This is a genomic window from Escherichia ruysiae (genome assembly GCF_031323975.1).
GTDB lineage: Bacteria > Pseudomonadota > Gammaproteobacteria > Enterobacterales > Enterobacteriaceae > Escherichia > Escherichia ruysiae.
The window spans coordinates 2,421,662-2,444,880 of sequence record NZ_JAVIWS010000001.1 but is presented as its reverse complement, the minus strand read 5'-3'; the positions used below and the strand labels follow the sequence as shown (position 1 = coordinate 2,444,880).

At 49.6% G+C, this 23,219-nt stretch carries 21 protein-coding genes and 1 pseudogene; 6 read left to right on the top strand and 16 right to left on the bottom strand.

The features are described 5' to 3' along the window. Positions 1-60 precede the first annotated feature (60 nt). A complete protein-coding gene (locus tag RGV86_RS11880) occupies positions 61-660 on the bottom strand; it encodes a YiiQ family protein (protein WP_000834910.1) in 600 nt (199 codons plus the stop codon). 100 nt (positions 661-760) lie between these two features. On the opposite strand from RGV86_RS11880, the gene RGV86_RS11875 reads away from it, so the two are divergent. The 3 genes from RGV86_RS11875 (at position 761) to uspD (ending at position 2,152) form a co-directional block, all read left to right on the top strand. Next, positions 761-1,201: a DUF805 domain-containing protein gene (locus RGV86_RS11875; RefSeq protein WP_000155269.1), complete on the top strand. Its 441-nt coding sequence runs from the start codon at positions 761-763 to the stop codon at positions 1,199-1,201. Positions 1,202-1,412: 211 nt separating this feature from the next. Continuing rightward, positions 1,413-1,712, top strand: coding sequence for a DUF406 domain-containing protein (locus RGV86_RS11870; protein WP_000655995.1), 300 nt, complete (start codon positions 1,413-1,415; stop codon positions 1,710-1,712). Between the two features lie 11 nt (positions 1,713-1,723). Further along, positions 1,724-2,152, top strand: a complete 429-nt coding sequence (gene uspD, locus RGV86_RS11865) for a universal stress protein UspD (protein WP_000323549.1) — start codon at positions 1,724-1,726, stop codon at positions 2,150-2,152. 4 nt (positions 2,153-2,156) lie between these two features. On the opposite strand, the gene fpr is transcribed toward uspD, so the two are convergent. The 4 genes from fpr to glpF form a co-directional block, all read right to left on the bottom strand. After that, positions 2,157-2,903: a ferredoxin--NADP(+) reductase gene (fpr, locus tag RGV86_RS11860; RefSeq protein WP_085461445.1), complete on the bottom strand. Its 747-nt coding sequence runs from the start codon at positions 2,901-2,903 to the stop codon at positions 2,157-2,159. 96 nt (positions 2,904-2,999) lie between these two features. Continuing rightward, the gene (glpX, locus tag RGV86_RS11855) at positions 3,000-4,010 is read right to left on the bottom strand and encodes a class II fructose-bisphosphatase (RefSeq protein ID WP_001250655.1); all 1,011 of its coding nucleotides are present in this window, start codon (positions 4,008-4,010) and stop codon (positions 3,000-3,002) included. Positions 4,011-4,238: 228 nt separating this feature from the next. Beyond that, the gene (gene glpK / locus RGV86_RS11850) at positions 4,239-5,747 is read right to left on the bottom strand and encodes a glycerol kinase GlpK (protein WP_000136801.1); all 1,509 of its coding nucleotides are present in this window, start codon (positions 5,745-5,747) and stop codon (positions 4,239-4,241) included. A 22-nt stretch (positions 5,748-5,769) separates the two neighbouring features. Then, positions 5,770-6,615: a glycerol uptake facilitator protein GlpF gene (gene glpF / locus RGV86_RS11845; RefSeq protein WP_000084260.1), complete on the bottom strand. Its 846-nt coding sequence runs from the start codon at positions 6,613-6,615 to the stop codon at positions 5,770-5,772. 424 nt (positions 6,616-7,039) lie between these two features. On the opposite strand from glpF, the gene zapB reads away from it, so the two are divergent. Then, complete coding sequence (zapB, locus tag RGV86_RS11840) at positions 7,040-7,285, top strand: septal ring assembly protein ZapB (RefSeq protein ID WP_001296623.1); 246 nt, start codon at positions 7,040-7,042, stop codon at positions 7,283-7,285. Between the two features lie 83 nt (positions 7,286-7,368). On the opposite strand, the gene rraA is transcribed toward zapB, so the two are convergent. The 7 genes and pseudogenes from rraA to priA all read right to left on the bottom strand — a co-directional run bounded on the left by rraA (position 7,369) and on the right by priA (position 15,333). Beyond that, positions 7,369-7,854, bottom strand: coding sequence for a ribonuclease E activity regulator RraA (gene rraA / locus RGV86_RS11835; RefSeq protein WP_000872912.1), 486 nt, complete (start codon positions 7,852-7,854; stop codon positions 7,369-7,371). 92 nt (positions 7,855-7,946) lie between these two features. Further along, positions 7,947-8,872 (bottom strand): annotated as a pseudogene (gene menA / locus RGV86_RS11830) (1,4-dihydroxy-2-naphthoate polyprenyltransferase). A gap of 66 nt (positions 8,873-8,938) precedes the next feature. Beyond that, on the bottom strand, positions 8,939-10,270 hold the full coding sequence (gene hslU / locus RGV86_RS11825; protein WP_001293348.1) for an ATP-dependent protease ATPase subunit HslU: 1,332 nt from the start codon (positions 10,268-10,270) through the stop codon (positions 8,939-8,941). A gap of 9 nt (positions 10,271-10,279) precedes the next feature. Further along, positions 10,280-10,810 carry an ATP-dependent protease subunit HslV gene (gene hslV, locus RGV86_RS11820; RefSeq protein WP_000208242.1) on the bottom strand — a complete coding sequence of 177 codons (531 nt, stop codon included), beginning with the start codon at positions 10,808-10,810 and terminating at the stop codon, positions 10,280-10,282. Between the two features lie 92 nt (positions 10,811-10,902). After that, positions 10,903-11,862: a cell division protein FtsN gene (gene ftsN, locus RGV86_RS11815; RefSeq protein WP_085461444.1), complete on the bottom strand. Its 960-nt coding sequence runs from the start codon at positions 11,860-11,862 to the stop codon at positions 10,903-10,905. 91 nt (positions 11,863-11,953) lie between these two features. Then, positions 11,954-12,979, bottom strand: a complete 1,026-nt coding sequence (cytR, locus tag RGV86_RS11810) for a DNA-binding transcriptional regulator CytR (protein ID WP_000644884.1) — start codon at positions 12,977-12,979, stop codon at positions 11,954-11,956. A gap of 155 nt (positions 12,980-13,134) precedes the next feature. Continuing rightward, entirely contained in the window at positions 13,135-15,333 is a 2,199-nt protein-coding gene (gene priA / locus RGV86_RS11805) for a primosomal protein N' (RefSeq protein ID WP_137598377.1), read from the bottom strand. A 203-nt stretch (positions 15,334-15,536) separates the two neighbouring features. Here priA and rpmE point away from each other — a divergent pair, with 203 nt between their 5' ends. Continuing rightward, positions 15,537-15,749: a 50S ribosomal protein L31 gene (gene rpmE / locus RGV86_RS11800; RefSeq protein ID WP_000710770.1), complete on the top strand. Its 213-nt coding sequence runs from the start codon at positions 15,537-15,539 to the stop codon at positions 15,747-15,749. Between the two features lie 70 nt (positions 15,750-15,819). On the opposite strand, the gene pgtA is transcribed toward rpmE, so the two are convergent. From pgtA to RGV86_RS11785, 3 genes are read right to left on the bottom strand one after another with little or no spacing between them, the layout of a single operon-like run. Beyond that, positions 15,820-17,100, bottom strand: coding sequence for a two-component system response regulator PgtA (pgtA, locus tag RGV86_RS11795; RefSeq protein WP_000132856.1), 1,281 nt, complete (start codon positions 17,098-17,100; stop codon positions 15,820-15,822). A gap of 2 nt (positions 17,101-17,102) precedes the next feature. Then, on the bottom strand, positions 17,103-19,070 hold the full coding sequence (locus RGV86_RS11790; RefSeq protein ID WP_000811380.1) for an ATP-binding protein: 1,968 nt from the start codon (positions 19,068-19,070) through the stop codon (positions 17,103-17,105). Further along, complete coding sequence (locus RGV86_RS11785) at positions 19,067-20,299, bottom strand: ABC transporter substrate-binding protein (RefSeq protein ID WP_000619303.1); 1,233 nt, start codon at positions 20,297-20,299, stop codon at positions 19,067-19,069. Before RGV86_RS11785 ends, RGV86_RS11790 begins: the two co-directional genes overlap by 4 nt. 783 nt (positions 20,300-21,082) lie before the next feature. On the opposite strand from RGV86_RS11785, the gene pgtP reads away from it, so the two are divergent. Continuing rightward, a complete protein-coding gene (gene pgtP / locus RGV86_RS11780) occupies positions 21,083-22,468 on the top strand; it encodes a phosphoglycerate transporter PgtP (protein WP_024212600.1) in 1,386 nt (461 codons plus the stop codon). 35 nt (positions 22,469-22,503) lie between these two features. On the opposite strand, the gene RGV86_RS11775 is transcribed toward pgtP, so the two are convergent. Beyond that, the gene (locus RGV86_RS11775) at positions 22,504-23,112 is read right to left on the bottom strand and encodes a YiiX family permuted papain-like enzyme (RefSeq protein ID WP_000877404.1); all 609 of its coding nucleotides are present in this window, start codon (positions 23,110-23,112) and stop codon (positions 22,504-22,506) included. Positions 23,113-23,219 lie beyond the last annotated feature (107 nt).

The window sequence follows — 23,219 nt, the reverse complement described above, 5'->3', positions numbered from 1 at the left end:
CAGGGCAGCAGGTCTGTGAAACAGTATAGAGATTCATCGGCGCAAAGGCTTTGCTTTTTGTCATTTATTCAACCCTTCCAGCGTTTCAGATAGCGCCAGCTTAATCGGTTCAACAGCGAAGGTCAGCCCCTTTTCGCCGTTGTCCGCGACAACATAGCGCAACGCGCCTTCTGTCTCAGTGTAGTAACGTTTGTTTTTCCCCGCCGTAAGGAGTGACTGCAGCTTTTTCTGACTTTGTGTTTTGGTCATCAGCGGGGTGAGTGTGCGGATCATTGCTGCCATGTATTCCTGGGCTTTCGCTTTAGCGGCTTTTTGCTCTGGCCCCTGGATTGGCAGCCAGGTAATTTGAATGCTTTTGATTTTTAAGGTGCCGCGCTCAAGCGCCGTGGAAGCATACAAGTTCTCGTTAATTTTACTGGCGGCGCGAGTCAGGTTGGCTTTGTCGGGGCTGCTGTCGATGGCACGAAATTCGTTCAGTGGCAGATTGGGGTTCTGGCTGTTAAAGTCTTCTCGAAACTGGCTGATGGAGAGATCGAAAGTGGGGGCGCCAGCCAGCAGGTAGGGCGCTGTCGTTGCCGTGCCAGGCGATTGTGCGTGCACCGTTGCACTAACGGATAACACGGTAGATAAGAGAAAAAACACTGAACACCCTGACTTCATCGGCAGTACCTTTTGTTATGACTGGGTTCGATTAAAACGATATCTGTCGCCCTTGTCAAAAGGGTAGAATCCTGGAAAAGACAACCATCAAGGAACTTACATGACCATACAGCAATGGTTATTCTCATTTAAAGGGCGTATTGGACGCCGCGATTTCTGGATTTGGATTGGCCTCTGGATCGTTGGCATGTTGGTGCTTTTCTCACTGGCGGCTAAAAAATTACTCGATATCCAGACCGCCGCGTTTTGCCTTGTGTGCCTGTTATGGCCGACAGCGGCAGTGACGGTGAAACGACTGCACGATCGTGGGCGTTCTGGCGCATGGGCATTTCTGATGATTGTAGCGTGGATGCTTCTGGCGGGTAACTGGGCGATTTTACCGGGCGTGTGGCAATGGGCGGTGGGGCGGTTTATTCCGACGTTGATTCTGGTGATGATGCTTATCGATCTTGGCGCATTTGTCGGCACCCAGGGCGCAAATAAATTTGGTAAAGATACCCTGGACGTAAAGTATAAGTCTGAGAATAAATCAAGCCATTAATCCGCAATATATCTCTTATTGCTATTTTTATCCGGGATCGTTATTTCCATATTGCAAATGACGATACCCGGAAAATCTCCCTCATTTCCTTACCTTAATCAATATCAAAAAAAATGGTAATCCATAAGATCATTACTTGTTTGTTCTTCCCTTAACGGCGCATTATTCTTAAGTGGCAATCGACAGAGAGGCGAATATACAGAGGTGCCCTATGAAAGATGTCGTAGATAAATGCAGTACTAAAGGATGTGCGATTGATATCGGTACGGTGATTGATAACGACAACTGTACAAGCAAACTTTCGCGCTTTTTTGCTACCCGCGAAGAAGCAGAGTCCTTTATGACCAAACTGAAAGAGCTTGCAGCCACTGCATCCTCTGCGGATGAAGGCGCCAGCGTGGCCTATAAGATTAAAGATCTGGAGGGGCAAGTCGAGCTTGATGCAGCTTTCACCTTCTCATGCCAGGCCGAGATGATTATTTTTGAGTTATCACTGCGTTCACTTGGTTAATGGAGTTAAACATGGCTTATAAACACATTGGCGTGGCAATTTCCGGGAATGAAGAAGATGCCCTACTGGTGAACAAAGCCCTGGATCTCGCCAGACATAATGACGCTCATCTGACGTTAATTCATATTGATGATGGCTTAAGTGAGTTGTATCCGGGTATCTACTTCCCCGCAACAGAAGATATTCTTCAACTATTGAAAGATAAGTCAGATAACAAACTGTATAAGCTGACGAAAAATATTCAGTGGCCGAAAACGAAACTGCGCATTGAGCGCGGAGAAATGCCGGAAACACTGCTGGAAATTATGCAAAAAGAGCAGTGTGACCTCCTTGTTTGTGGTCACCACCACTCGTTTATCAACCGTTTGATGCCGGCATATCGCGGGATGATCAATAAGTTGAGTGCGGATCTCTTGATCGTGCCATTTATCGACAAGTAACCGCTTACCAGTAATGCTCCGCTGTCATGTGACCCGGTCGGCGACGTAAATGTTTCGTCATCTGCCGGGTCTCTTTCAGTAACTGTTGCGTATCGCGCACCATCTGTGGATTGCCGCACAGCATCACATGGCTGGTTTCTTTATTCATCGGCAGGCCAACCGCGCTTTCCAGTTCACCACTTTCAATTAACGCCGGTATCCGCCCGGTGAGCGATCCCGCTGCCGTTTCCCGACTGACCACCGTCTGAATGCGCAGTTTGCCTTCGTAGCGTTTTTCCAGTTCCTGCATCAGTGGCAAATAGCTTAAGTCGGAGGCATAACGCGCGGCGTGAACCAGTACCAAATTTTTGAAGCGATCTAAATCTTTGCCTAATTGCAGAATCGATAAATAAGGGCCAATCGCTGTACCGGTTGCCAGCATCCATAGCGTTTCGCAATCTGGTACTTCATCCAGAACAAAAAAGCCAGCCGCTTCGCTAACCACCTGCACTTCGTCACCCGGTTTTAGCGCCGCCAGTCGCGGGCTTAATTTGCCATCAGGGACGGTGACCAGATAAAACTCCAGGTCGGGATTGTCGGGAGAATTAACGTAAGAGTAGGCGCGCTGGACGCGTTCGCCGTCAATTTCAAGGCCAAGTTTGGTGAATTGTCCGGCGGTAAATGGAAGTACCGGAGCGTGAACGGTGAGACTAAACAGGGCGTCGGTCCAGTTCTGCACTTTAGTGACTTTGCCTGTTACCCAATCAGCCATGTTTCTCTCCTGTTTTGATTGACTTGCCTTATCTTCGTTCTCCGGACAAAAAAATTCCAGTCCCGAAGGACTGGAAGGCTCAATCGATCAAATGACTCAGAGAATATGCACCTGCATTTCCGGGTCTTTGCGATCCAGATAGTGAATCGACTGAATGCGGCGAATGGTGCGTGACTTACCACGAATCAGCAGCGTTTCGGTTGTCGCGATATTGCCTTTGCGGCTAATCCCTTCCAGCAGATCGCCTTTGGTGATACCGGTGGCAGAGAAGATGACGTTATCGCTACGCGCCATATCGCCCAGACGCAGTACTTTACCGGCTTCAATGCCCATTGCTTTGCAGCGCGCCAGCTCCTGCTCGCCAATGCGACGATTCTCTTCGTTGTCGCCTTTGACGTCATGACGTGCCAGCAGACGGCCATTCATGTCGCCATCCAATGCGCGGATCACCGCCGCAGAAACCACACCTTCTGGCGCACCGCCAATGCCGTACAGCACGTCAACTTCGCTGTCTGGCATACAGGTGAGAATCGAGGCTGCGACATCGCCATCAGGAATGGCAAATACGCGCACGCCGAGTTGCTGCATTTCTGCGATAACCGCGTCGTGGCGCGGTTTCGCCAGAATAGTGACCGTCAGTTCGCTTAACGGTTTACCGAGTGCCGCCGCAACATTGCGCAGGTTATCCGCCAGCGGCAGATTCAGGTCGATGACGCCTTTGGCACCAGGTCCGACGATCAACTTCTCCATATACATATCCGGCGCATTGAGGAAGCAGCCCTTATCGCCCACAGCCAGCACCGCCAGCGCGTTAGCCTGACCCATCGCCGTCATGCGCGTGCCTTCAATCGGATCAACAGCAATATCCACCGCATCACCGCGACCAGTACCGACTTTTTCACCAATATAGAGCATCGGTGCTTCGTCGATTTCGCCTTCACCAATGACGATGGTGCCGTCAATGTTGACCTGGTTGAGCATAATACGCATGGCGTTTACCGCCGCGCCGTCAGCGGTGTTTTTATCGCCGCGTCCTAACCATTTGTAGCCAGCCAGCGCCGCAGATTCGGTGACGCGGGAAAATTCGATGGCAAGTTCTCGTCTCATAGCAAACTCTAAGCAGTAAGGAATGGCGCGAAGTGTAGCACAGGGGAAGGGAGGGATTATTGATGTGTGCGGGGTTGCCCCCGCACGGTTTCAGAGTCTGCATGATGCCGGATGCGGCGTGAACGCCTTATCCCGCCTACACAAAATGGCATCGGCTCGTAGGCCTGATAAGACGCGTAAGCGTCGCATCAGGCGATCAGCATCAGGCAATCGTTCAGATGCCTGGCATCACTCCTCGTGTTCTTCCCACGCCATCGCGCGTTTAACCGCTTTTTTCCAGCCTGCGTAACGGTAATTACGCTCGGTGGTTTCGATGCCAGGGCGGAACTCGCGTTCAATCACCGCTTTCTCTTGCAGCTCGTCAAGGTTCTGCCAGAAGCCAACCGCCAGACCAGCAAGATAGGCTGCACCCAATGCGGTCACTTCGCGCACTTCCGGACGCTCAACGCGCGTGCCGAGGATGTCAGACTGGAACTGCATCAGGAAATTGTTCGCCACCGCGCCGCCATCCACGCGCAGTGCGTGCAGACGAATGCCGGAGTCGGCCTGCATTGCTTCCAGTACGTCACGCGTCTGATAAGCAATAGACTCCAGCGTCGCGCGGATGATGTGGTTAGCATTCACCCCTCGAGTCAGACCGAAAATCGCCCCGCGCGCATACGGATCCCAGTACGGCGCGCCCAGGCCGGTAAAGGCCGGAACGACATATACGCCGTTGGTATTTTGCACTTTGGTGGCAAAGTATTCGGAATCGTCGGCGTCGCTAATCAGTTTCATTTCATCGCGCAGCCACTGAATGGACGCGCCCGCCATAAATACCGCGCCTTCCAGCGCATAATTCACTTCGCCAGTCGGGCCACAGGCGATGGTGGTCAGCAGGCCATTTTCTGATGTCACCGCTTTCTCACCGGTATTCATCAGCATAAAGCAGCCTGTACCATAGGTATTCTTCGCCATCCCTTCTTTAACGCACAACTGACCGAATAGCGCCGCCTGCTGATCACCCGCGATCCCGGCGATCGGAATACGCGTGCCGCCTTTACCGCCGATGTTGGTCTGACCGTACACTTCCGAAGAGCGACGCACTTCAGGCAGCATCTCGCGCGGGATATCCAGTGCGTCGAGCATTTTGTCGTCCCAGTCCAGAGTATGGATGTTGAACAACATGGTGCGAGACGCGTTGGTGTAATCGGTCACGTGAACGCGACCTTGAGTCATTTTCCAGATTAGCCAGGTATCAACCGTACCAAACAGCAGTTCACCACGACGCGCACGCTCGCGGGAGCCTTCCACATGGTCGAGGATCCACTTCACTTTGGTGCCAGAGAAGTACGGGTCAATGACCAGACCGGTGTTATTACGAATGTACTCTTCCATGCCATCGCGCTTGAGATGCTCGCAGATCTCAGCGGTACGACGGCACTGCCAGACAATGGCGTTATAGATAGGCTTGCCGGTTTCTTTTTCCCAGACGATAGTGGTTTCTCGCTGGTTAGTAATCCCAATAGCTGCAATTTGATCGGAACTGATATCGGCTTTCGCCAGCACTTCTACCAGCGTAGAGCTTTGGGTGGCCCAGATTTCCATTGGGTCGTGTTCTACCCAGCCTGGTTTTGGGTAGATTTGCTCAAATTCGCGCTGTGACACGCTAATGATGTTGGCATCGTGATCCATCACGACTGCGCGGGAGCTGGTGGTGCCCTGGTCGAGCGCAACGATATATTTTTTTTCAGTCATGTTTAATTGTCCCGTAGTCACATTACAGTGAAGCTTTTTGTTCTGAAGGAGTTGTGATCTCCTTTTCTTCCACAACACAGATATCGCAAGGCAAATGGCGGCCAATCAGTTTGCGGTAGGCAAATGCACCTACAATCGCGCCAACGATAGGGCCAAAAAGCGGCACAAGGAAGTAAGGAATGTCTCTGCCGCCGGTAAAGGCGACCTTGCCCCAGCCCGCCAGCCAGGCAAAGACTTTCGGACCGAAGTCACGTGCTGGGTTCATGGCAAAGCCCGTCAATGGACCCATAGATGCGCCGATGACCGCAATCAGTAGACCAATCAACAACGGTGCCAATGGCCCACGCGGTACACCGTTACCATCGTCCGTGAGCGCCAGGATCAGCCCCATCAGAATAGCGGTAATCACCATTTCAACTGCGAAAGCCTGCACAAAATTGATATGAGGGTTAGGGTAAGTAGAGAATGTGCCCGCCAGATCAACACTTTCGACGCTGCCGCGAACAATATGATGGGTCTGTTCGAAGTCGAGGAATAAATTGTAGTAAAGCCCGTAAACTAATGCCGCAGCGCAGAAAGCACCGGCAACTTGTGAAATGATAAAAGGAATAACTTTTCGCTTGTCGAAACAGGCAAACAGCCACAACGCAATAGTGACAGCGGGATTAAGATGCGCGCCGGAAACCCCTGCGGTCAGGTAGATGGCCATTGCCACCCCTAGTCCCCAAATGACACTGATTTCCCACTGACCAAAAGACGCACCAGCGACTTTAAGTGCTGCAACGCAACCCACACCGAAAAAAATCAACAACCCGGTCCCTAGGAATTCGGCAATGCACTGGCCTTTCAAGGTTGATGTTTGACTCATAATCGGATCCTGAAGAGTTAATGTTTGTTGTAAGCGTGAAAGTCACTGACGTTCACGATGCTTGTAGGCATCCTGTGAATTTATCGTTAACGAGCAAAAACGAGAAATATCGAAATCAAAATGTGTGTGCCGCGTCATAAAATGAGCGTTATCGCGCCATTTGTTTCACATCTTCTTACATGATGCACGTTTGTTAAATCATTCTTGCAACAAATTTTTTAACATTTTCGATTCACGTGGGTTATGTCACCAGGAGAAGGATGAAAAGTGTGGCAAACCGGAATCTGCAAGGCGTGCTGCTGGACAGAGATGGCGCGGCTTCATACAATCGGAGCTAACGAAAACGTGCACGTATTTATTAAGGCGTCACCGATAATCGGGACGAGGATATATATCCATCAACGCCTTGCAATTCAGGAGAGGTATGACAATGTCATTAGAAGTGTTTGAGAAACTGGAAGCAAAAGTACAGCAGGCGATTGATACCATCACTTTGTTGCAGATGGAAATCGAAGAGCTGAAAGAAAAGAACAACTCACTGTCGCAGGAAGTTCAAAATGCCCAGCATCAGCGCGAAGAGCTGGAGCGTGAGAACAACCATCTGAAAGAACAGCAGAACGGCTGGCAGGAACGTCTGCAGGCCCTGCTGGGTCGCATGGAAGAGGTCTGATTACGCTTCATCTTTCGCGTAATTGATTTACTGTGTAGGCAACAGGTAACGCAGAAAAAAGGCACCTTGCGGTGCCTTTTTTATCACTCGATATCCAGCGGATCTTCAGAAAGAATAATCCCGGTATTGTCGGCATAGAGATGGTCGCCGGAGAAGAAGGTGACGCCGCCAAAGTTGACGCGGACATCGCTTTCGCCAATGCCTTCGCCAACAGCACCGACCGGAATTGCGGCCATCGCCTGGATGCCAATATCCAGCTCTTCCAGGTCATCTACCTGACGCACCGCGCCGTAAATGACCAGGCCTTCCCATTCATTTTGTACTGCCAGACGCGCCAGTTCAGCATCGACCAGTGCGCGACGAACAGAACCACCGCCATCGACGACAAGAACACGACCACGACCATTCTGTTCGAGCAGATCATACAGCAACCCGTTGTCCTCGAAACATTTTACCGTGATGATTTGTCCGCCAAACGACGCCCGTCCACCAAAGTTGGAGAACAGCGGTTCCACGACGTTGACATCTTCTTGATAGATGTCACAAAGCTCGGAAGTATCGTATTTCATAGGCTTAACATTCAGTTGCTGCGAGAATTTTCAGTATATCGCGCTATGTGGGTTGTTGGCAAAATCATCAATTGTTAATTGATATTTGTCAGTTATGCTGCCCACTGGCTTAGGAATATCCCTAAAACAAACAGCAAGTTAGTCAGTAATGCGCCCTTGACAGTGCGTTCCAGCATTGGTCGCATCGCTACCGGATCCATTTCACGCATCACATAACGAGCCTGTTTCACCAGTAACGGCGTTGCCAGCAGGAACAACCAGCCCCACAGGCTGTGCAGCGAAAAGAGATTAAACAGCGCCAGGCACACCAGTGAGCCGATCAGCAGGCAGGCATGGTAACGACGCGCGTTTACTGCACCTAAGCGCACCACCAGTGTATTTTTGCCATTCTCGCGGTCGCTATTGATATCACGCAGGTTATTAATATTCAGAACCGCTGTTGCCAGCAGGCCACAGGCGGTCGCCGGAAGGATCAATGCCGGAATCAACGTATGCGCCTGCAAATACCAGCTCCCCATCACGCTCAACCAGCCAAAGAAAACCAGTACGGAAATATCACCCAGACCGATATAACCATAAGGGCGATTGCCCACGGTGTAGGTGATTGCGGCGATGATCGACAACCCGCCCAGAATCAGGAAGCCGACAAAATCGGCCAGCGTATGGCACGCCACTGCGACCAGCGCCAGTCCGGAGAGACAGATGAGCACGACGGTAATGATGAGCGCCCGTTTCATCTCTTGCTGGGTAATAACCCCTTTTTGCATACCACGTAGTGGTCCGATACGGTCAGGTTTGTCGCTGCCTTTGACGGCATCGCCGTAATCATTGGCGAGGTTAGAAAGGATCTGTAATAGCCCGGCGGTAATCAGTGCCAGCAGGGCGACCAGCGGATCGAAGTGACCTTGCCACCATGCCAGCGCCGTCCCGACGATAATTGCAGCAAAGGCGAGGGGGAGGGTTTTAGGTCGTAAACTTTCCAGCCACGCTGAGTTCGGCTAATTTGTTGTTCAGTCATAATACGCGCCAATAAAAATGGGGCCTTTCAGCCCCATCAAACAATGATGAAAATGATTGAACGCGATTATAGGATAAAACGGCTCAGATCTTCATCTGCCACCAACGCATCCAGATGTTTGCTCACATAATCTGCGTCAATGGTGATAGTTTGACCGCTTAAATCGCTGGCGTCGTAGGAAATCTCTTCCATTAAACGCTCCAGAACGGTATGTAAACGGCGTGCACCGATGTTTTCGGTAGATTCGTTCACCTGCCATGCCGCTTCCGCGATACGCTTAATACCGGAATCCGTAAATTCGATATTCACGCCTTCGGTCGCCATCAGTGCTTTGTACTGCACGGTGATAGAGGCATTCGGTTCGGTCAGAATGCGCTCGAAGTCGCTGGTGGTCAGCGCCTGGAGTTCGACGCGGATCGGCAGACGACCTTGCAGTTCCGGGATCAGGTCAGACGGTTTCGCTACCTGGAATGCGCCAGAAGCGATAAACAGAATGTGGTCAGTTTTGACCATCCCGTGTTTGGTAGAAACGGTGCAACCTTCTACCAGCGGCAGCAGGTCACGCTGAACGCCTTCACGAGAAACATCCGGACCGGAAGACTCGCCGCGCTTACAGATTTTGTCGATTTCGTCGATAAACACGATCCCGTGCTGCTCAACGGCGTCGATAGCGTCTTGCTTCAGTTCTTCCGGATTCACCAGTTTCGCCGCTTCTTCTTCAATCAGCAGCTTCATGGCGTCTTTGATTTTCAGCTTACGCGCTTTTTGTTTCTGACCGCCCAGGTTCTGGAACATGGATTGCAGCTGGCTGGTCATCTCTTCCATTCCCGGAGGAGCCATAATTTCAACGCCCATCGGTGCTGCGGCAAGATCGATCTCGATTTCTTTGTCATCGAGCTGGCCTTCACGCAGTTTTTTGCGGAATGCCTGACGGGCAGCGGACGGCTCCTGCTGCTGTTCGGTCTGTCCCCAGTTGTTTTTGGCCGGTGGGATCAGCACGTCGAGAATACGTTCTTCTGCCAGTTCTTCAGCGCGATAACGGTTTTTCTCGATAGCTTGTACGCGCACCATTTTCACGGCGGCATCGGTCAGGTCGCGGATAATAGAATCGACTTCTTTACCCACATAACCGACTTCGGTGAATTTGGTCGCTTCAACTTTGATGAACGGCGCATTCGCCAGCTTAGCCAGACGACGGGCGATTTCAGTTTTACCGACACCGGTCGGGCCGATCATCAGGATATTTTTCGGGGTCACTTCATGGCGCAGCTCTTCGTTGAGCTGCATGCGACGCCAGCGGTTACGCAGAGCAATCGCCACGGAACGCTTGGCGTTGTCCTGGCCGATGATGTGCTTATCCAGTTCGCTGACGATTTCGCGTGGGGTCATTTCAGACATGGGAGATCCTTACGCTTTGTAGCTTAATTCTTCGATGGTGTGGAAATGGTTGGTATAGATGCAAATGTCGCCTGCAATATCCAACGCCTTTTCAGCAATTTCACGGGCGCTAAGTTCAGTGTTTTCTAACAGCGCGCGCGCCGCAGCCTGGGCGTAAGGGCCGCCGGAGCCGATAGCAATAAGATCGTTTTCTGGCTGCACCACGTCACCGTTACCGGTGATGATAAGCGATGCAGTTTCATCCGCGACTGCCAGCAGTGCTTCAAGTTTGCGCAACATGCGATCGGTACGCCAGTCTTTTGCCAGTTCAACGGCCGCTTTAACCAGATGGCCCTGATGCATTTCCAGCTTACGTTCAAACAGTTCGAACAGCGTAAAAGCATCCGCAGTACCGCCCGCAAAGCCCGCGATGACTTTGTCGTTGTACAGACGGCGGACCTTTTTCACGTTGCCTTTCATTACGGTATTGCCCAATGTGGCCTGACCATCACCAGCGATGACCACATGGCCGTTACGGCGTACGCTTACTATAGTTGTCACGAGCTGACCCCTTGGTTACGAATACAGAGTACAAACCCCGTACAAAAGTACGGGGCATAATGCAATTATAGATGGGGGGGATTTTGAGGGTTTCAACCCCCGGCGGCGAGCCGAATGCAGTTTGTATGACCCGCCATCTTCAACCGATTGAGGGTGCTGTCTGCGTTCTCTTTGCCTTTCACCGGGCCAATGACCACACGATTCCAGCCATTGTTGGTGGTAATTTTCGAGTCAAAGCCTTCGAACGCCAGTTGAGCACGTACTGTCTCTGCCTGTTCTGCCCCTCTGAACGAACCGCACTGTACCATCCAGCGGCGTTCATCTTTTTTCTCCGCCGTCGGTTTTGGCGCGTCAGCTGCACGAGCAACTGGCGCAGCTTGCTGCGGCTTCGACTGCGCGCTAGTGTGCGCAGGGGTTTGCAGCAGATCCTGGTACGGCTGCTGAGTAGAAGCCGGTTTTGACTGGCGCGGTTGCGACTGAACCGGCGCGGCTTGCGACGTACGCGTCTGTTGCTGCCAGCTTTGTTCGGTTGTACGTGACTGCTGAGCCAGGCGTTGCTGTTCCGCTAACTGCTGCGCCTGACGCTGGCGTTGTAGCGTTTGCTGGCGCTGTTCTGGCGTTTGCTCATTCCACGGAACTTCAACTAACTGCGTTGGCTGCTGGCGCATATCGGCCTGCATTTGTTCAAGAAGCTGGCGCTGTTCTGGTGTCAGTTGCTCCGGCGTTTTTACTTCACCACCGGCAGAAGGTTCTGTTGGCGCACGCACACCCGGCTGGCGACTTTCCAGCTCTTTAATGTAGCGCCAGCGTTCTTCCGGTTTCGGAGGTAGTCCGTTTCCGGTCACTTTCTGGCTTTGCAGCGTCTCGGACTCTTCTTTCTTGTGATGCGTAATGAAGTACAGACCACCGATAAAGGTCACAAGAACGGCGGCAGCAATAGCGACCATTGCGGGAGAAACCGCAGGCAGATTTCGTTGCTTTTTCCGTGAGGTACTCTTTTTTCGCCGCGAAGGTGCCGGTTGGCTGCGGCGTACATAATCTCGTTGTGCCACTATCGTTTCGCTGTATTTATTCGTTCGTCAGCCCGCCATGTTACTTAAGCGGCGGGCCTTTGACCAGTCACGGAAGCCTTAAAGGTTTACTTTAAGTCAATGTGCGTGTCGATCCCCGGATAATAAGCTCGCAGTCCATTAAACGTGAGCCACTGCCGACCGTTTGCCCCTGCATTTGGTCAAGCAATAGCAACATTGCCTCGCGACCAATTTCATAGCGCGGCTGTGCGATGGTTGTCAGTGGCGGATCACAAAATTGCGTCAGGTCGATGTTATCAAAACCGATTATGGAAAGGTCATCAGGAACTTTCAGCCCCTGACGTTTTGCCTGCGAAAGTGCGCCAAGTGCCATCACATCGCTATGACAGAAAACAGCAGTTGGCGGTTGCGGAAGGTCGAGCAACTGCTGCATGGCTTTGCTTCCGGCGTCGAAGGTGAAGTCGCCACGGGCGATGTATTGTGGATCAACCATAATTCCGCAGCGACGCAGAGCCTGAACGTAGCCTTGCAGGCGATAGTGACACAGCGGCATTTCTTCCGGCCCAGCAATACAGCCGATCAATTTATGCCCCTGTTCATACAGGTAATTTACCGCATCAAATGCAGCGGTCAGGTTGTCGATATGAACTGTAGGCAGTTCCAGCTCCGGTGCAAATTCGTTCGCCATCACCATCGGCGGCAGATTACGCTGTTCCTCAATGCTGGCATCAAACGGCAGCCTTGAACCGAGCAGCAACATGCCATCAATTTGCTTAGTGATTATCAAATCGATAAAGGTTTTTTCCTGCTGGTTTTGATGTGCACAGTCGCCAATCAGTACCAGATACCCATGACTTGCTGCCGTAATTTCGATTCCGCGAATAATTTCGCTAAAGAAGGGATCACAGATATCCGGGACAATCACCAGAATGGTGCGGGACTCATTACGCTTGACGTTACGCCCCATCGGCTGCGGTAAATAACCCACATCCCGGGCGGCTTTTTCAACCCGGTTACGAGTCGCCAGGGAGACCTTATCTGGATTCATTAACGCTCGGGAGACGGTTGCCGTAGAGACTTTTGCTTTCAGGGCGACGTCTTTCATGGTTGCGGCAGTTTCCTGCTTCTTCGCTTTCACTCTCACTCCTCGCCTGGCACGTCAGGCGTACTACATCCGTGTTTACTTCACATCGGCAACATTTTTAGCAGATAGCGCGTGAAAACGGTTACAGAATTTTCATGAAAAGTGTGATGAATATTTAATTTTTCGATCCGCCTCGCATCATTAGCGGTTTAACCCTCAATAGGATCGACATCCAGCACCCATTTCACTTTCCGTGAATCCGGTATTGTATTAATAAGCGCCAGCGTACCGTTAATGATGTGCTGTAAGCGCACGCGGGAAGGATGTTGCAGCAGGATCTGCCAGCGCCAGCGACCGCCACGTTTGGGTGCCAGTGCTGGAACCGGGCCGAGAACCCACAGTTTCTCATCCGCCAGCGGACTGGAGAGGATGAGATTTCGCAACTGTTGCAGGAACAGCGACGCGTGCTGATTGTTATGATCTTCGGCGCGCACAATCACGTGGCTGGTCCACGGTGGTAGCTGCATCATACGCCGCTCGGCCAGCGCCTGTTCTGCAAAGGCGTCATAGCCTTTATAGAGCAATGTTTGCAAGAGAGGATGTTCCGGATGATGCGTTTGCAGCACCACTTCGCCCTGTTTACCGGCACGCCCCGCACGACCAGCGACCTGGGTGTAAAGCTGGGCGAAACGTTCTGCGGATCGAAAATCGGCAGAAAACAGCGCACCGTCCACGTCCAGTAATGCCACAAGTGTGACATCCGGAAAGTGGTGACCTTTCGCCAGCATTTGCGTGCCAATCAAAATCCGCGCGCCGCCGCGATGTACTTCCGCCAGTTGTTGTTCCAGCGCACCTTTGCGGCTGGTAGTGTCACGATCAATACGTGAAATGGGTACACCAGGGAACATCGGGGCAAGCGTCTGCTCAAGCTGCTCGGTGCCCAGGCCCACCGGCACAAGATGCGTGGAGCCGCAGGAAGGGCACTGGCGCGGCACTGGGCGCTGGCTGTCGCAGTGATGACAGCGCAGATGCTGCTGCGCCTGATGCAATGTGTAGTAGTGATCGCAGCGCGGGCATTCGGCTATCCAGCCACAGTCGTGGCACAGCAGCGCAGGCGCAAAACCCCGGCGGTTAAGAAAGAGGATAACCTGGTTGTCGGCCTGTAAATGCTGGCGCATACGGCTGATCAACGCCGGAGCCAGCCCCGCCTGCACCTTCTGACCTTTTAAATCCAGCACGTGTTGAATTGCCGGACGCGCATTACCCGCCCGACGCGTCAGGCGCAGCAGACGGTATTTTTTCTGCTGCACGTTGCATAACGTTTCAAGTGCCGGCGTTGCCGAACCGAGAATAATTGGGATTTGCTCACTGTGCGCGCGATACACCGCCAGGTCGCGGGCATGGTAGCGCCAGCCTTCCTGTTGCTTGTAGGAGCTGTCGTGCTCTTCATCGATAACAATCACACCGAGATTTTTAAACGGTGTAAACAGCGCGGAGCGGGTGCCAATCACAATCGCCGCCTCGCCATTTTTCGCTTTTAGCCACGCCGAAAGGCGTTCGCTGTCGTTCAGGCCAGAATGCAGAACTTCCACGGGGGCATTAAAGCGTTCACGAAAACGGGCGATAGTTTGCGGTGTCAGGCCGATTTCCGGCACCATTACCAGCGCCTGTTTGCCCTGGGCGAGCACGTTTTCCAGCACGCTGAGATAAACTTCCGTTTTACCGGAGCCGGTGACGCCCGCCAGCAGCCAGGCGGAAAAGGTATCTGCCGCGCTATGGATGGCGCCAACGGCGGTGGCTTGTTCAGTATTCAGTCGCAACCGCTCGCCAGAAACGGCGTAGTTCGTTCGCCAGTCACTAAACTCTGGTGTTTCACTTGCTAAATCACACAGACCTTTTTTGCGCAGTGCCTGTAGCGCGGCATCATTAAATTCGAGAGTGGCAACCTGGTCGCGCCAGATTTTCCCTTGTCGCAATGCCGCCAGTGCCTGTTGTTGCTTTGGCGAACGTTTCAGGCTGTTGATATCTACCGCCTGACCGTGCTCGGTGGCAAACCAGTACCACATGGGCGCGTTCGCTGCAGGTCGCCCCTGGCGCAGTAAAATCGGCAAGGCATGAAACAACACATCGCCAATTGGATGATGATAATAATCCGCCGCCCATAGCAGTAATCGCCAGACGGAGTGAGTAAATACCGGCTCAACGTCCAGCACTTCAACTACCGCTTTTAGCTCGTTGAGCGGCAGCTCGCTGACATCGCTAACGGACACCACAATCCCGATGCGCTCCTGCTGTTTACCAAACGGCACGCGCACGCGACACCCGGCTTTAACCGTCATGCCTTCAGGCAGCAGATAGTCAAAGGTTCGGGGAAGCGGAACGGGCAAGGCAACGTGAGCAACGGGCATAGCATCATCCTGACTTGAAATTCGGTGGAACAGTATACACATTGCCGTAGAGGAGTGCGGATCAGTTTGCATACGCTGGTTAATTTCTGTATGATTCGGCGCCTTTGATACGAAATGATCGTATTGAAACTATACTTTAAACATCGCGTGGTGTCTGGCGTTAGGGCTGGAAGAGCGACGCGGCCTTAAACCGAGGTTTTCCCATGAAAAAAGATATTCACCCGAAATACGAAGAAATTACTGCTAGCTGCTCTTGCGGTAACGTAATGAAAATCCGCTCCACCGTTGGTCATGACCTGAACCTCGACGTGTGCAGCAAGTGCCACCCGTTCTTCACTGGCAAACAGCGTGATGTTGCTACCGGTGGCCGTGTTGACCGCTTCAACAAGCGTTTCAGCATCCCGGGCAGCAAATAAGACCGGATTTCCGAAAAAAGCGCCGCACGGCGCTTTTTTTGTGCCTGAAAACCTACATTATCAACATAACTCATTGAGTTTGTGTCTTTTTATCTTTCTTCTCATAGCGAAAATCCATTTTATCAATACCGTATTTTTTCATGCGCAAATACAGCTTTTTCCTGGGTATCTGAAAGTAATCGGCAACGTCGTTGATACGACCCTGATGGAAGTTGAGAGCATCAATAATTATTTGTCTTTCATAAGATTCTACGAGTTCATCCAGCGGGGCTGGATCCGTCTCCATCATCTGCAAACTGACCGAATCGTCCAGCATTAAAACGCCGACTGCCACCAGTTCTGCCGCATTCACCAATTCAATAATATTACCAGGCCAGGTACGCGCCATCAGTCGCTTATAAAAAGCTTTTCCCAGCAGTGGCTGCTGGCGATTTAATCGTTTACAGGTGAGGGTCAGATAATGGTGAAAAATAGGTTCAATATCCCCCGGACGCTGGCAGAGTGGTGGGCATTCAATGTGGGTGAGTGAAAAAAGAAAATACAATGCAGGAATAATTTTTTGTGCGGCAGCCAGTTCAGCCAGAGGGCTTTGATTAACAACAATCAGACGAAATGACCGATCCTGGGGTCTTTCCTGGTACTGGATCAAGGCGCGCTGATTTTCTGGCGTTAAATGCTCAAGTTCTTTTAATAACAGCGTGCCACCTTCTGCTTCTTTCACCCATTCTTCCAACGGCTGCTGGCTATTGGCGCTGAGTGTGCGTTCAATTAAAGGTCTTTCCTTGCGAGAACTAAATTGATGAAGATAGTGGGCGGCTAATGTTCTTCCTGTGCCAGGTTCGCCGTAAAAGCAGACGGGAAGATCGGTTTCTGCCAGCGTTTCAAGCTGTTGACGTGTCTGGCGAATCCAACCACTGTTACCGATTAAGTGCCGATTAAACTGAGCGTGTCGCCATTTTTTTTGTTCCAGATAAGCTTCACGTTCAGCCAGTGCTTTTTCGATAAGTGAGAGAAATTGTTCTGGATTGATCGGCTTTTGCAGGAAATCCCACGCTCCCTTTTTTACTGCTTCAACGGCCATGGGGACATCGCCATGCCCGGTGATCATCAGAATGGGAAGATGAGGGTCGATAAGCATTATTTTTTCCAGCAGCGTGATGCCTGAAATATCCGGCATACAAACGTCGCACACCACGATGCCTTCCCACGTATTTTGCAGTAATTGTAGAGCCTCAGAAGGGTTGCTACAGGTACATACGACATAACCCTCTTGCTGTAAGAGAGTGCTGTAGGCTAGCAGAACATCATTGTCGTCATCAATTAACAGAATTGTTGGGGTAGTGTCTGTCATGCTTAAAGTTTCCTGAAACGTAGAATAACCAGCGCATGGCGGTCGAGAGTTGACGCGATATATAACTCTCCCTGGCACTGGCGCATAATAGAATGGCTAATCGAAAGGCCAATACCCAAACCTACAGCTTTGTCCGTGGTAAAAGGCGTTAATAGTCGATCAGCCAGATGCACTGGCCAGCCTTTTCCATTATCAGCAATATATAGCGTTACAGTGGAGGCTTCTTCTTCAAAGCTGATGGTTATTGTGGGTGATTGCTCCAGACTGGCTTCCAGGGCATTCGTAAACAAATTAACTAAAACTTGTTGAATCAAGACATCATCACCATAAACGGCAGGGAAATTATCAGGGTAGTGAAGAGAGGCCTTCTGTGATCGATGTTTCAACGCCAGAAGTTCCCAGGACGAATAAATTACCTGCTGTAAATTGATTGCACCGCCAGCCAGTTCACTATCTCGACGGCGGGCGAAGTTGCGCAATCTTTTAACGATGTTATCCATACGCTCGACTAACGATCGCATAGTAACAATATAATTTTTCACCAAACCAACGTCTTGTTGTTCCAGCGCGCGGTTGGCGCTGAAAAGATACATAGATAAGGCATTAAGTGGTTGATTAATTTCATGTGCCAGTGTTGTCATTGTCTGCCCAACCACGGCCAGTTTTGCAGTTTGGATCAATTCACTTTGCGTTGTACGAAGGTTTTTTTCTGTCGCGATACGCTCGCATATTTCCTGTCCCAGTTGACGTTGCTGTTGATTAATTTTCTCAATGGTCTGGCGGAGCAGGTTGGCAATTCTCCCAAGTTCATCGTTACCGGAGACAGGGATATCAGCATCGAGTTCACCATTGCTTAACTTGACAACGGCATCATTCAGTAACCGAAATCGGCGGATCATTCTGGGACGAATGTAGAGGTAATTTACCAGAATAACGAACAGTAAGGCGGTAACCATAGCTGCCAAAATCAATAGCCCGCTGATTTGCATTATTTTTTCCAATCGTAGATTGAATGTTTGTAATTGTTGATGGCTATTACCTAATTGCGTTTCTAATTGAGCACGTATTTGCGTAAATACACGCTCTTTATCCCCGATAGTACTCATGAGAGTTTGTTGAGCTTGTTGCCAGGCAGCCAGGGTTCCGGGTAGATAATTTTGCTGAGTACCCAGTTCCCACAAGGAATAAACTGTCTGGTGTAATGTGATGGTACTGGAATAAGAAGATAACGACCGCACATTTTCGTCAATGCTGTGTTTCAAAAAATTCAAATACTGAATATGTTGTTTCAACGCGTCTATATCTCTGCTATGCGTGTTAAGCATCTCCTTTAGCGTACTGACGATTTGGGTTTCTATATGTGAAAGTTCGAAAACGAGCTGCAATTCTTTTTGAATAGTTTGCTGAGCATTTTGCAAACTCTGTTTTTCGGGTAGATCTTTTCGTTGGCTGAGTTGATTTAGCAACGACGATTGTTGCCAACTTAAATCCTGGGTAAGTGAGTTGAGTTCATTATTAAAGTCATCATGCAGCCAGTTAACTCTTGAGGATATAACGTCGAGTTTTCCTTTTTCCTGATTGTTGTTGTTCAATGCGTTATCGAGCTTGTTAAGCAGTCTGTCACTACTGGCGACCTGTTGGTTAAGCGCACGTTGATGTACTGAATCAAGATGAGGATTAATGGCCTTAATTTTTTGTAGCCGTTGTTCAATTTGCTCCCTCACCTGAAGACGACTAGCGGTATTGGTTGTCTGTTGTAGCTCATTAAATTCGTTTACCAATGCGGTGAGGTTTTCTTCAAAAAGAAATGAAGCCTGAATCCTCGGGAAATAATCATCAAGCGCGTAGCGAACCTGAGAATTTTGTTCATACCAGGAATAGAGGCTGACTACGCTAACGAATAGCGTAAGAATGGCGCTAAAAACAAAGGCGAGCCGTAAGCTCGTCCCTATAGTATGTAGTTGTTTCACTTTAACGACTCAAGTTGTGTGTTCACCAATTGCTGCTGATGCAGGAAAAACTGCTGCCATGCCATGAGCTGAGCTTCACGAAAGCCTGATTGCAGTTCGAATTGCTGCAGGTACATGGCATTAACGGACTGCTCCGGGGTAACAGGAACTGCTGTTAATAATGCACGCACATCTGGCAATTTACGCTTAAGCCGATGTTCTGCGGCATATAATGATTTCCAGCTGTTTTGAAGTTCGGTAAGGCGAACAGTAATCGCATTATCAAATAACAATTGCACAAGCTTTTGGCGCTGCATAATCAACGGATAATCAAGGGAAGGAGAGGCAAATAATCGCAATTGTTGATCCGCGAGTGGAGTACCGGAGGGTAGCGGATATACCGGATACTTTCCTGAATCAGAATCGCTCAATGCCTGTTGTCCTTCCTGGCTCAACAAAAAATTAATAAAACGCCCCGCCTCCTGTGGGTGTTTACTGCCGTTTGCGATGGCAATAAACATTGGCGCTGCGCGAGAGTTGGGGAAATAACTGAAACGTAAAGTTGAATTATTAAGCAGTACGTTAGCGTAATTGTCGATGACTGGACCTGCGTCACCCAGCCCTGTACTGATCTTATTTGCTACGCCAAAGCTGCGAGATGAAATGGTAGCGAGATTACCGCCTATTTTCAGTAGCGTACCCCAACCATTACTCCATCCTTGTTGTTGCAGGAGATCTTCAATCATCAGATGTGTGGTATCTGAACGTGAAGGGCTGCTCATTAATAGTGTTCCTTGATAACGTGACCTGCTCAATTCCTTCCATGAAGTAGGCACTGGCTCATTTTTATCTTCCAGATGCGCCACATTGATCAGGATGCCATAGCCCGATACCGCAACCGCAACGGTGGTTGAACGAATAGATTCGGGGACTAACTTTCTGCTTGTTTCGATTTGATTATTAAAAGGCTGGAGCAGATTTTTACTTTGCAACCGCTGTAGCAACATGGGGGATGAACTCAGTACCAGATCAATATTTTCACCCAATGGATTTTCTAGCAGGCGCTCAATGGATGCACTGGTTCGGTTAAGCGTTCGGATTTTGGTTGCCAGTGGTTGTTTTTGCCATTGACTAATAATGTGTTCCGTCGCTTCCGAAGAAAGCGTTGTTGCAATCACCAGCTCTTGCGCTGAGGTGACATTGACGCATAAAACCCAACAGATTAATGCTCGTTGTATAATACGAATCATGTCAAAAATCCTATTAACGAGAGAAAAACTCTTACGCTGTAATTCATATCATTATCCGTTAGCTAATATACATAATGACTGTAAGACGCTGGTGTCAGTATCGGAAATTTCATTAATTCAGATGTAACGAGCGTCACTATATCCGGAAGCGGTTATCAAAAAAAGATCAATATTGCACATCTGAACATGTGTATCTTGCGGAAATAGCGATTGTTACAGCTATTTCCGGTAATTAATTTCGATATTCGTGCTATCGGATTCAGGCCCTGACCGGATTCTATAGTTTCTTTGCACCAGCCTTCAGAAGCCGGAACAATGGCTTTAACTTGAGCGCAAATGTGCTTATCACGAAGGATACCATGAAAATCCTTAATCCCTGCTGGTTGTTGAACGGTGATGAAAATTTTCATGTTGCGTAGCATGATCTTCCAACAGGGTAAAATCGAGTCTCTTCAATGATCACGTATATGGATGCAAAATATGTGACTGACCTCAAAAACTGAAAAAATTAATAAAAGTCATTATTTTTTTATTGGGGCTGTTGTAACCCGTTAATGCTGAAATAATGGCTTTGTTCTATTTTGAGATATAAAAATGGGAAAGAAATGGAACATGATATTTGTATTTTTGAGTCAGTTTTGACTCATATGCCCTGTATTGTAACTTAAACTCACTTGCTTCACTATCTTTAAAACCAATGAAGCAAGGGCTTTTGCAATACTCTTCAGAGAGTAGCAACTGGCATTGCTGTTTTAAATAACTCTATGAACTGGAAGGTGATATATGCTTTCTCTATTGAAACCTAAAGTGGCAACACATAAGGTTCCTGAAAGTGAAATAAAGAATACGTATAATCGTTATCGTATGCAGGCGCTATTTAGCGTATTTATCGGTTATCTTTCGTATTATATTGTCAGGAATAACTTTGTTCTTTCCACACCTTATTTAAAGCAAGATCTTAATCTGTCTGCGACTCAAATAGGTCTACTTAGCAGTTGTATGCTGATCGCCTACGGTATTAGTAAAGGGGTAATGAGTAGTCTGGCAGATAAAGCGAATCCTAAAGTCTATATGGCTGTGGGTTTGGTTCTTTGTGCTCTCGTTAACGTGGCGCTTGGATTTAGTTTTGCTTTCTGGATGTTTGCGGGACTTGTTGTTTTAAACGGTCTCTTTCAAGGGATGGGGGTTGGTCCTTCGTTTATTACAATAGCCAACTGGTTCCCTCGTAAAGAACGAGGCATCGTCGGTGCGGTCTGGAATATTTCACACAATGTCGGGGGCGGTATTGTTGCTCCGATTGTTGGTGGTGCATTTGCTGTGCTGGGGACTGAACACTGGAAAATAGCAACATATGTTGTTCCAGCGATTGTATCTGTTGTCATTGCTATAGTGGTACTGATGTCAGGTAAAGGTTCGCCCGTAAGTGAAGGTTTGCCGCCATTAAGCGAAATCGTCCCGGACGACGTCAGCATTAAAGCAAAAGATGATCGTGCGCCGGAAGATATGACGGCCTGGCAAATTTTTTGTACCTATGTGCTAAAAAACAAGAACGCATGGTTCGTCTCTTTCGTTGATGTTTTTGTCTATATGGTGCGTTTCGGAATTATCAGTTGGTTGCCTATTTACCTGTTAAGTGTGAAACATTTTACGAAGACTGAAATGAGCACGGCATTTTTAATCTTCGAATGGGCGGCGATTCCAACTACATTATTTGCTGGTTGGTTGAGTGATAAATTATTTCGTGGTCGCCGTATGCCACCCGCTATTATCAGTATGGTATTAATTTTCTTCTGCCTGCTGGGCTACTGGAAAAGTGACTCTCTGCTCTCTATTACCATTTTTGCTGCTTGCGTAGGCTGCCTTATCTATGTACCGCAGTTCCTGGCTTCTGTTCAGACAATGGAAATTGTCCCCAGTTTTGCCGTGGGTTCCGCAGTCGGTTTGCGTGGTTTTATGAGCTATATTCTTGGCGCAACGCTTGGAACAAGTCTGTTTGGTGTTATGGTCGATCAGGTTGGTTGGGATGGCGGTTTTTATCTTCTGCTTGCTGGTGTTATCTGCTGCATTATTTTCTGTACGTTAACGCACTTTGGCGCGATCGCCATGGAACGACAGCGTCAAAATGACGTTGCTGAGTTTTCGCAAGAGCTTCAGAGCAGCAAAAGTTAGATTTGGGGGGGGCCAATTATGATGCGATTGGCCCATTACCATGAAAACAGCGGCCATTCTTTAGCAACGGTAGTGAGTTGCGGCGCATCGAAAACGGCTTGCGGTGAGACTACTGTTTCTTCAAGTGGGATATTTTTGCCGTAGCGTTCTTTGAGCTTTGCCTGAACTAGCGGGTTACTCAGATCGAACTCTTTTAGTTTTTGCTGCTCACCCACGCGTATTCCCAGCGCGTTCTGATAAACCTTCCACACCACTTCCGAACAGTACTGGCGATCGTCGCTCCACGAGAAGCTGAAATCGTATGGTTTGCCGAGATAACGTTTTGCCGTTTGCGCCAATTTTTGTTGCTGTTCGGCGCTGAGTCCGCCTTCAACGCGGCGAACAACGTATTTGCCATTTTCACCGTGGGCGATCCACTGTTTGAGCGGGGTGTATTTCACCGGGCCGACCGCTTCAAAGACGTAGGGCTTTTTGTTACGCATCACCAACATACCGGTGTGGCTGTAATCGGAATGGGTTGCCAGTTGGATTGCTTTACTTTGCGATGAGCGAGAAATTTGAAAGATGATGTCGCCGGTTTGCGGTTGCCAGGCAAGGGCAGGCACAGAAACCAGCAGGCCGGGGAGCAGTAGCCTGTATTTCATAGTTAAACGTCCATGTATAAAAAGCGGTGGGTTAGAGCAGAACCGCTGACAACGTGCTCGTTGTTTATGCCGGATGCGGCGTGAACGCCTTATCCGGCCTGCAAGTT

Excerpts from the sequence above, each read along its gene's own strand:
- RGV86_RS11880 (WP_000834910.1), bottom strand. The coding sequence starts at position 660 with ATGAAGTCAGGGTGTTCAGTGTTTTTTCTCTTATCTACCGTGTTATCC.
- RGV86_RS11875 (WP_000155269.1), top strand. The coding sequence starts at position 761 with ATGACCATACAGCAATGGTTATTCTCATTTAAAGGGCGTATTGGACGC.
- RGV86_RS11870 (WP_000655995.1), top strand. The coding sequence starts at position 1,413 with ATGAAAGATGTCGTAGATAAATGCAGTACTAAAGGATGTGCGATTGAT.
- uspD (WP_000323549.1), top strand. The coding sequence starts at position 1,724 with ATGGCTTATAAACACATTGGCGTGGCAATTTCCGGGAATGAAGAAGAT.
- fpr (WP_085461445.1), bottom strand. The coding sequence starts at position 2,903 with ATGGCTGATTGGGTAACAGGCAAAGTCACTAAAGTGCAGAACTGGACC.
- glpX (WP_001250655.1), bottom strand. The coding sequence starts at position 4,010 with ATGAGACGAGAACTTGCCATCGAATTTTCCCGCGTCACCGAATCTGCG.
- glpK (WP_000136801.1), bottom strand. The coding sequence starts at position 5,747 with ATGACTGAAAAAAAATATATCGTTGCGCTCGACCAGGGCACCACCAGC.
- glpF (WP_000084260.1), bottom strand. The coding sequence starts at position 6,615 with ATGAGTCAAACATCAACCTTGAAAGGCCAGTGCATTGCCGAATTCCTA.
- zapB (WP_001296623.1), top strand. The coding sequence starts at position 7,040 with ATGACAATGTCATTAGAAGTGTTTGAGAAACTGGAAGCAAAAGTACAG.
- rraA (WP_000872912.1), bottom strand. The coding sequence starts at position 7,854 with ATGAAATACGATACTTCCGAGCTTTGTGACATCTATCAAGAAGATGTC.
- hslU (WP_001293348.1), bottom strand. The coding sequence starts at position 10,270 with ATGTCTGAAATGACCCCACGCGAAATCGTCAGCGAACTGGATAAGCAC.
- priA (WP_137598377.1), bottom strand. The coding sequence starts at position 15,333 with ATGCCCGTTGCTCACGTTGCCTTGCCCGTTCCGCTTCCCCGAACCTTT.
- rpmE (WP_000710770.1), top strand. The coding sequence starts at position 15,537 with ATGAAAAAAGATATTCACCCGAAATACGAAGAAATTACTGCTAGCTGC.
- pgtA (WP_000132856.1), bottom strand. The coding sequence starts at position 17,100 with ATGACAGACACTACCCCAACAATTCTGTTAATTGATGACGACAATGAT.
- RGV86_RS11785 (WP_000619303.1), bottom strand. The coding sequence starts at position 20,299 with ATGATTCGTATTATACAACGAGCATTAATCTGTTGGGTTTTATGCGTC.
- pgtP (WP_024212600.1), top strand. The coding sequence starts at position 21,083 with ATGCTTTCTCTATTGAAACCTAAAGTGGCAACACATAAGGTTCCTGAA.
- RGV86_RS11775 (WP_000877404.1), bottom strand. The coding sequence starts at position 23,112 with ATGAAATACAGGCTACTGCTCCCCGGCCTGCTGGTTTCTGTGCCTGCC.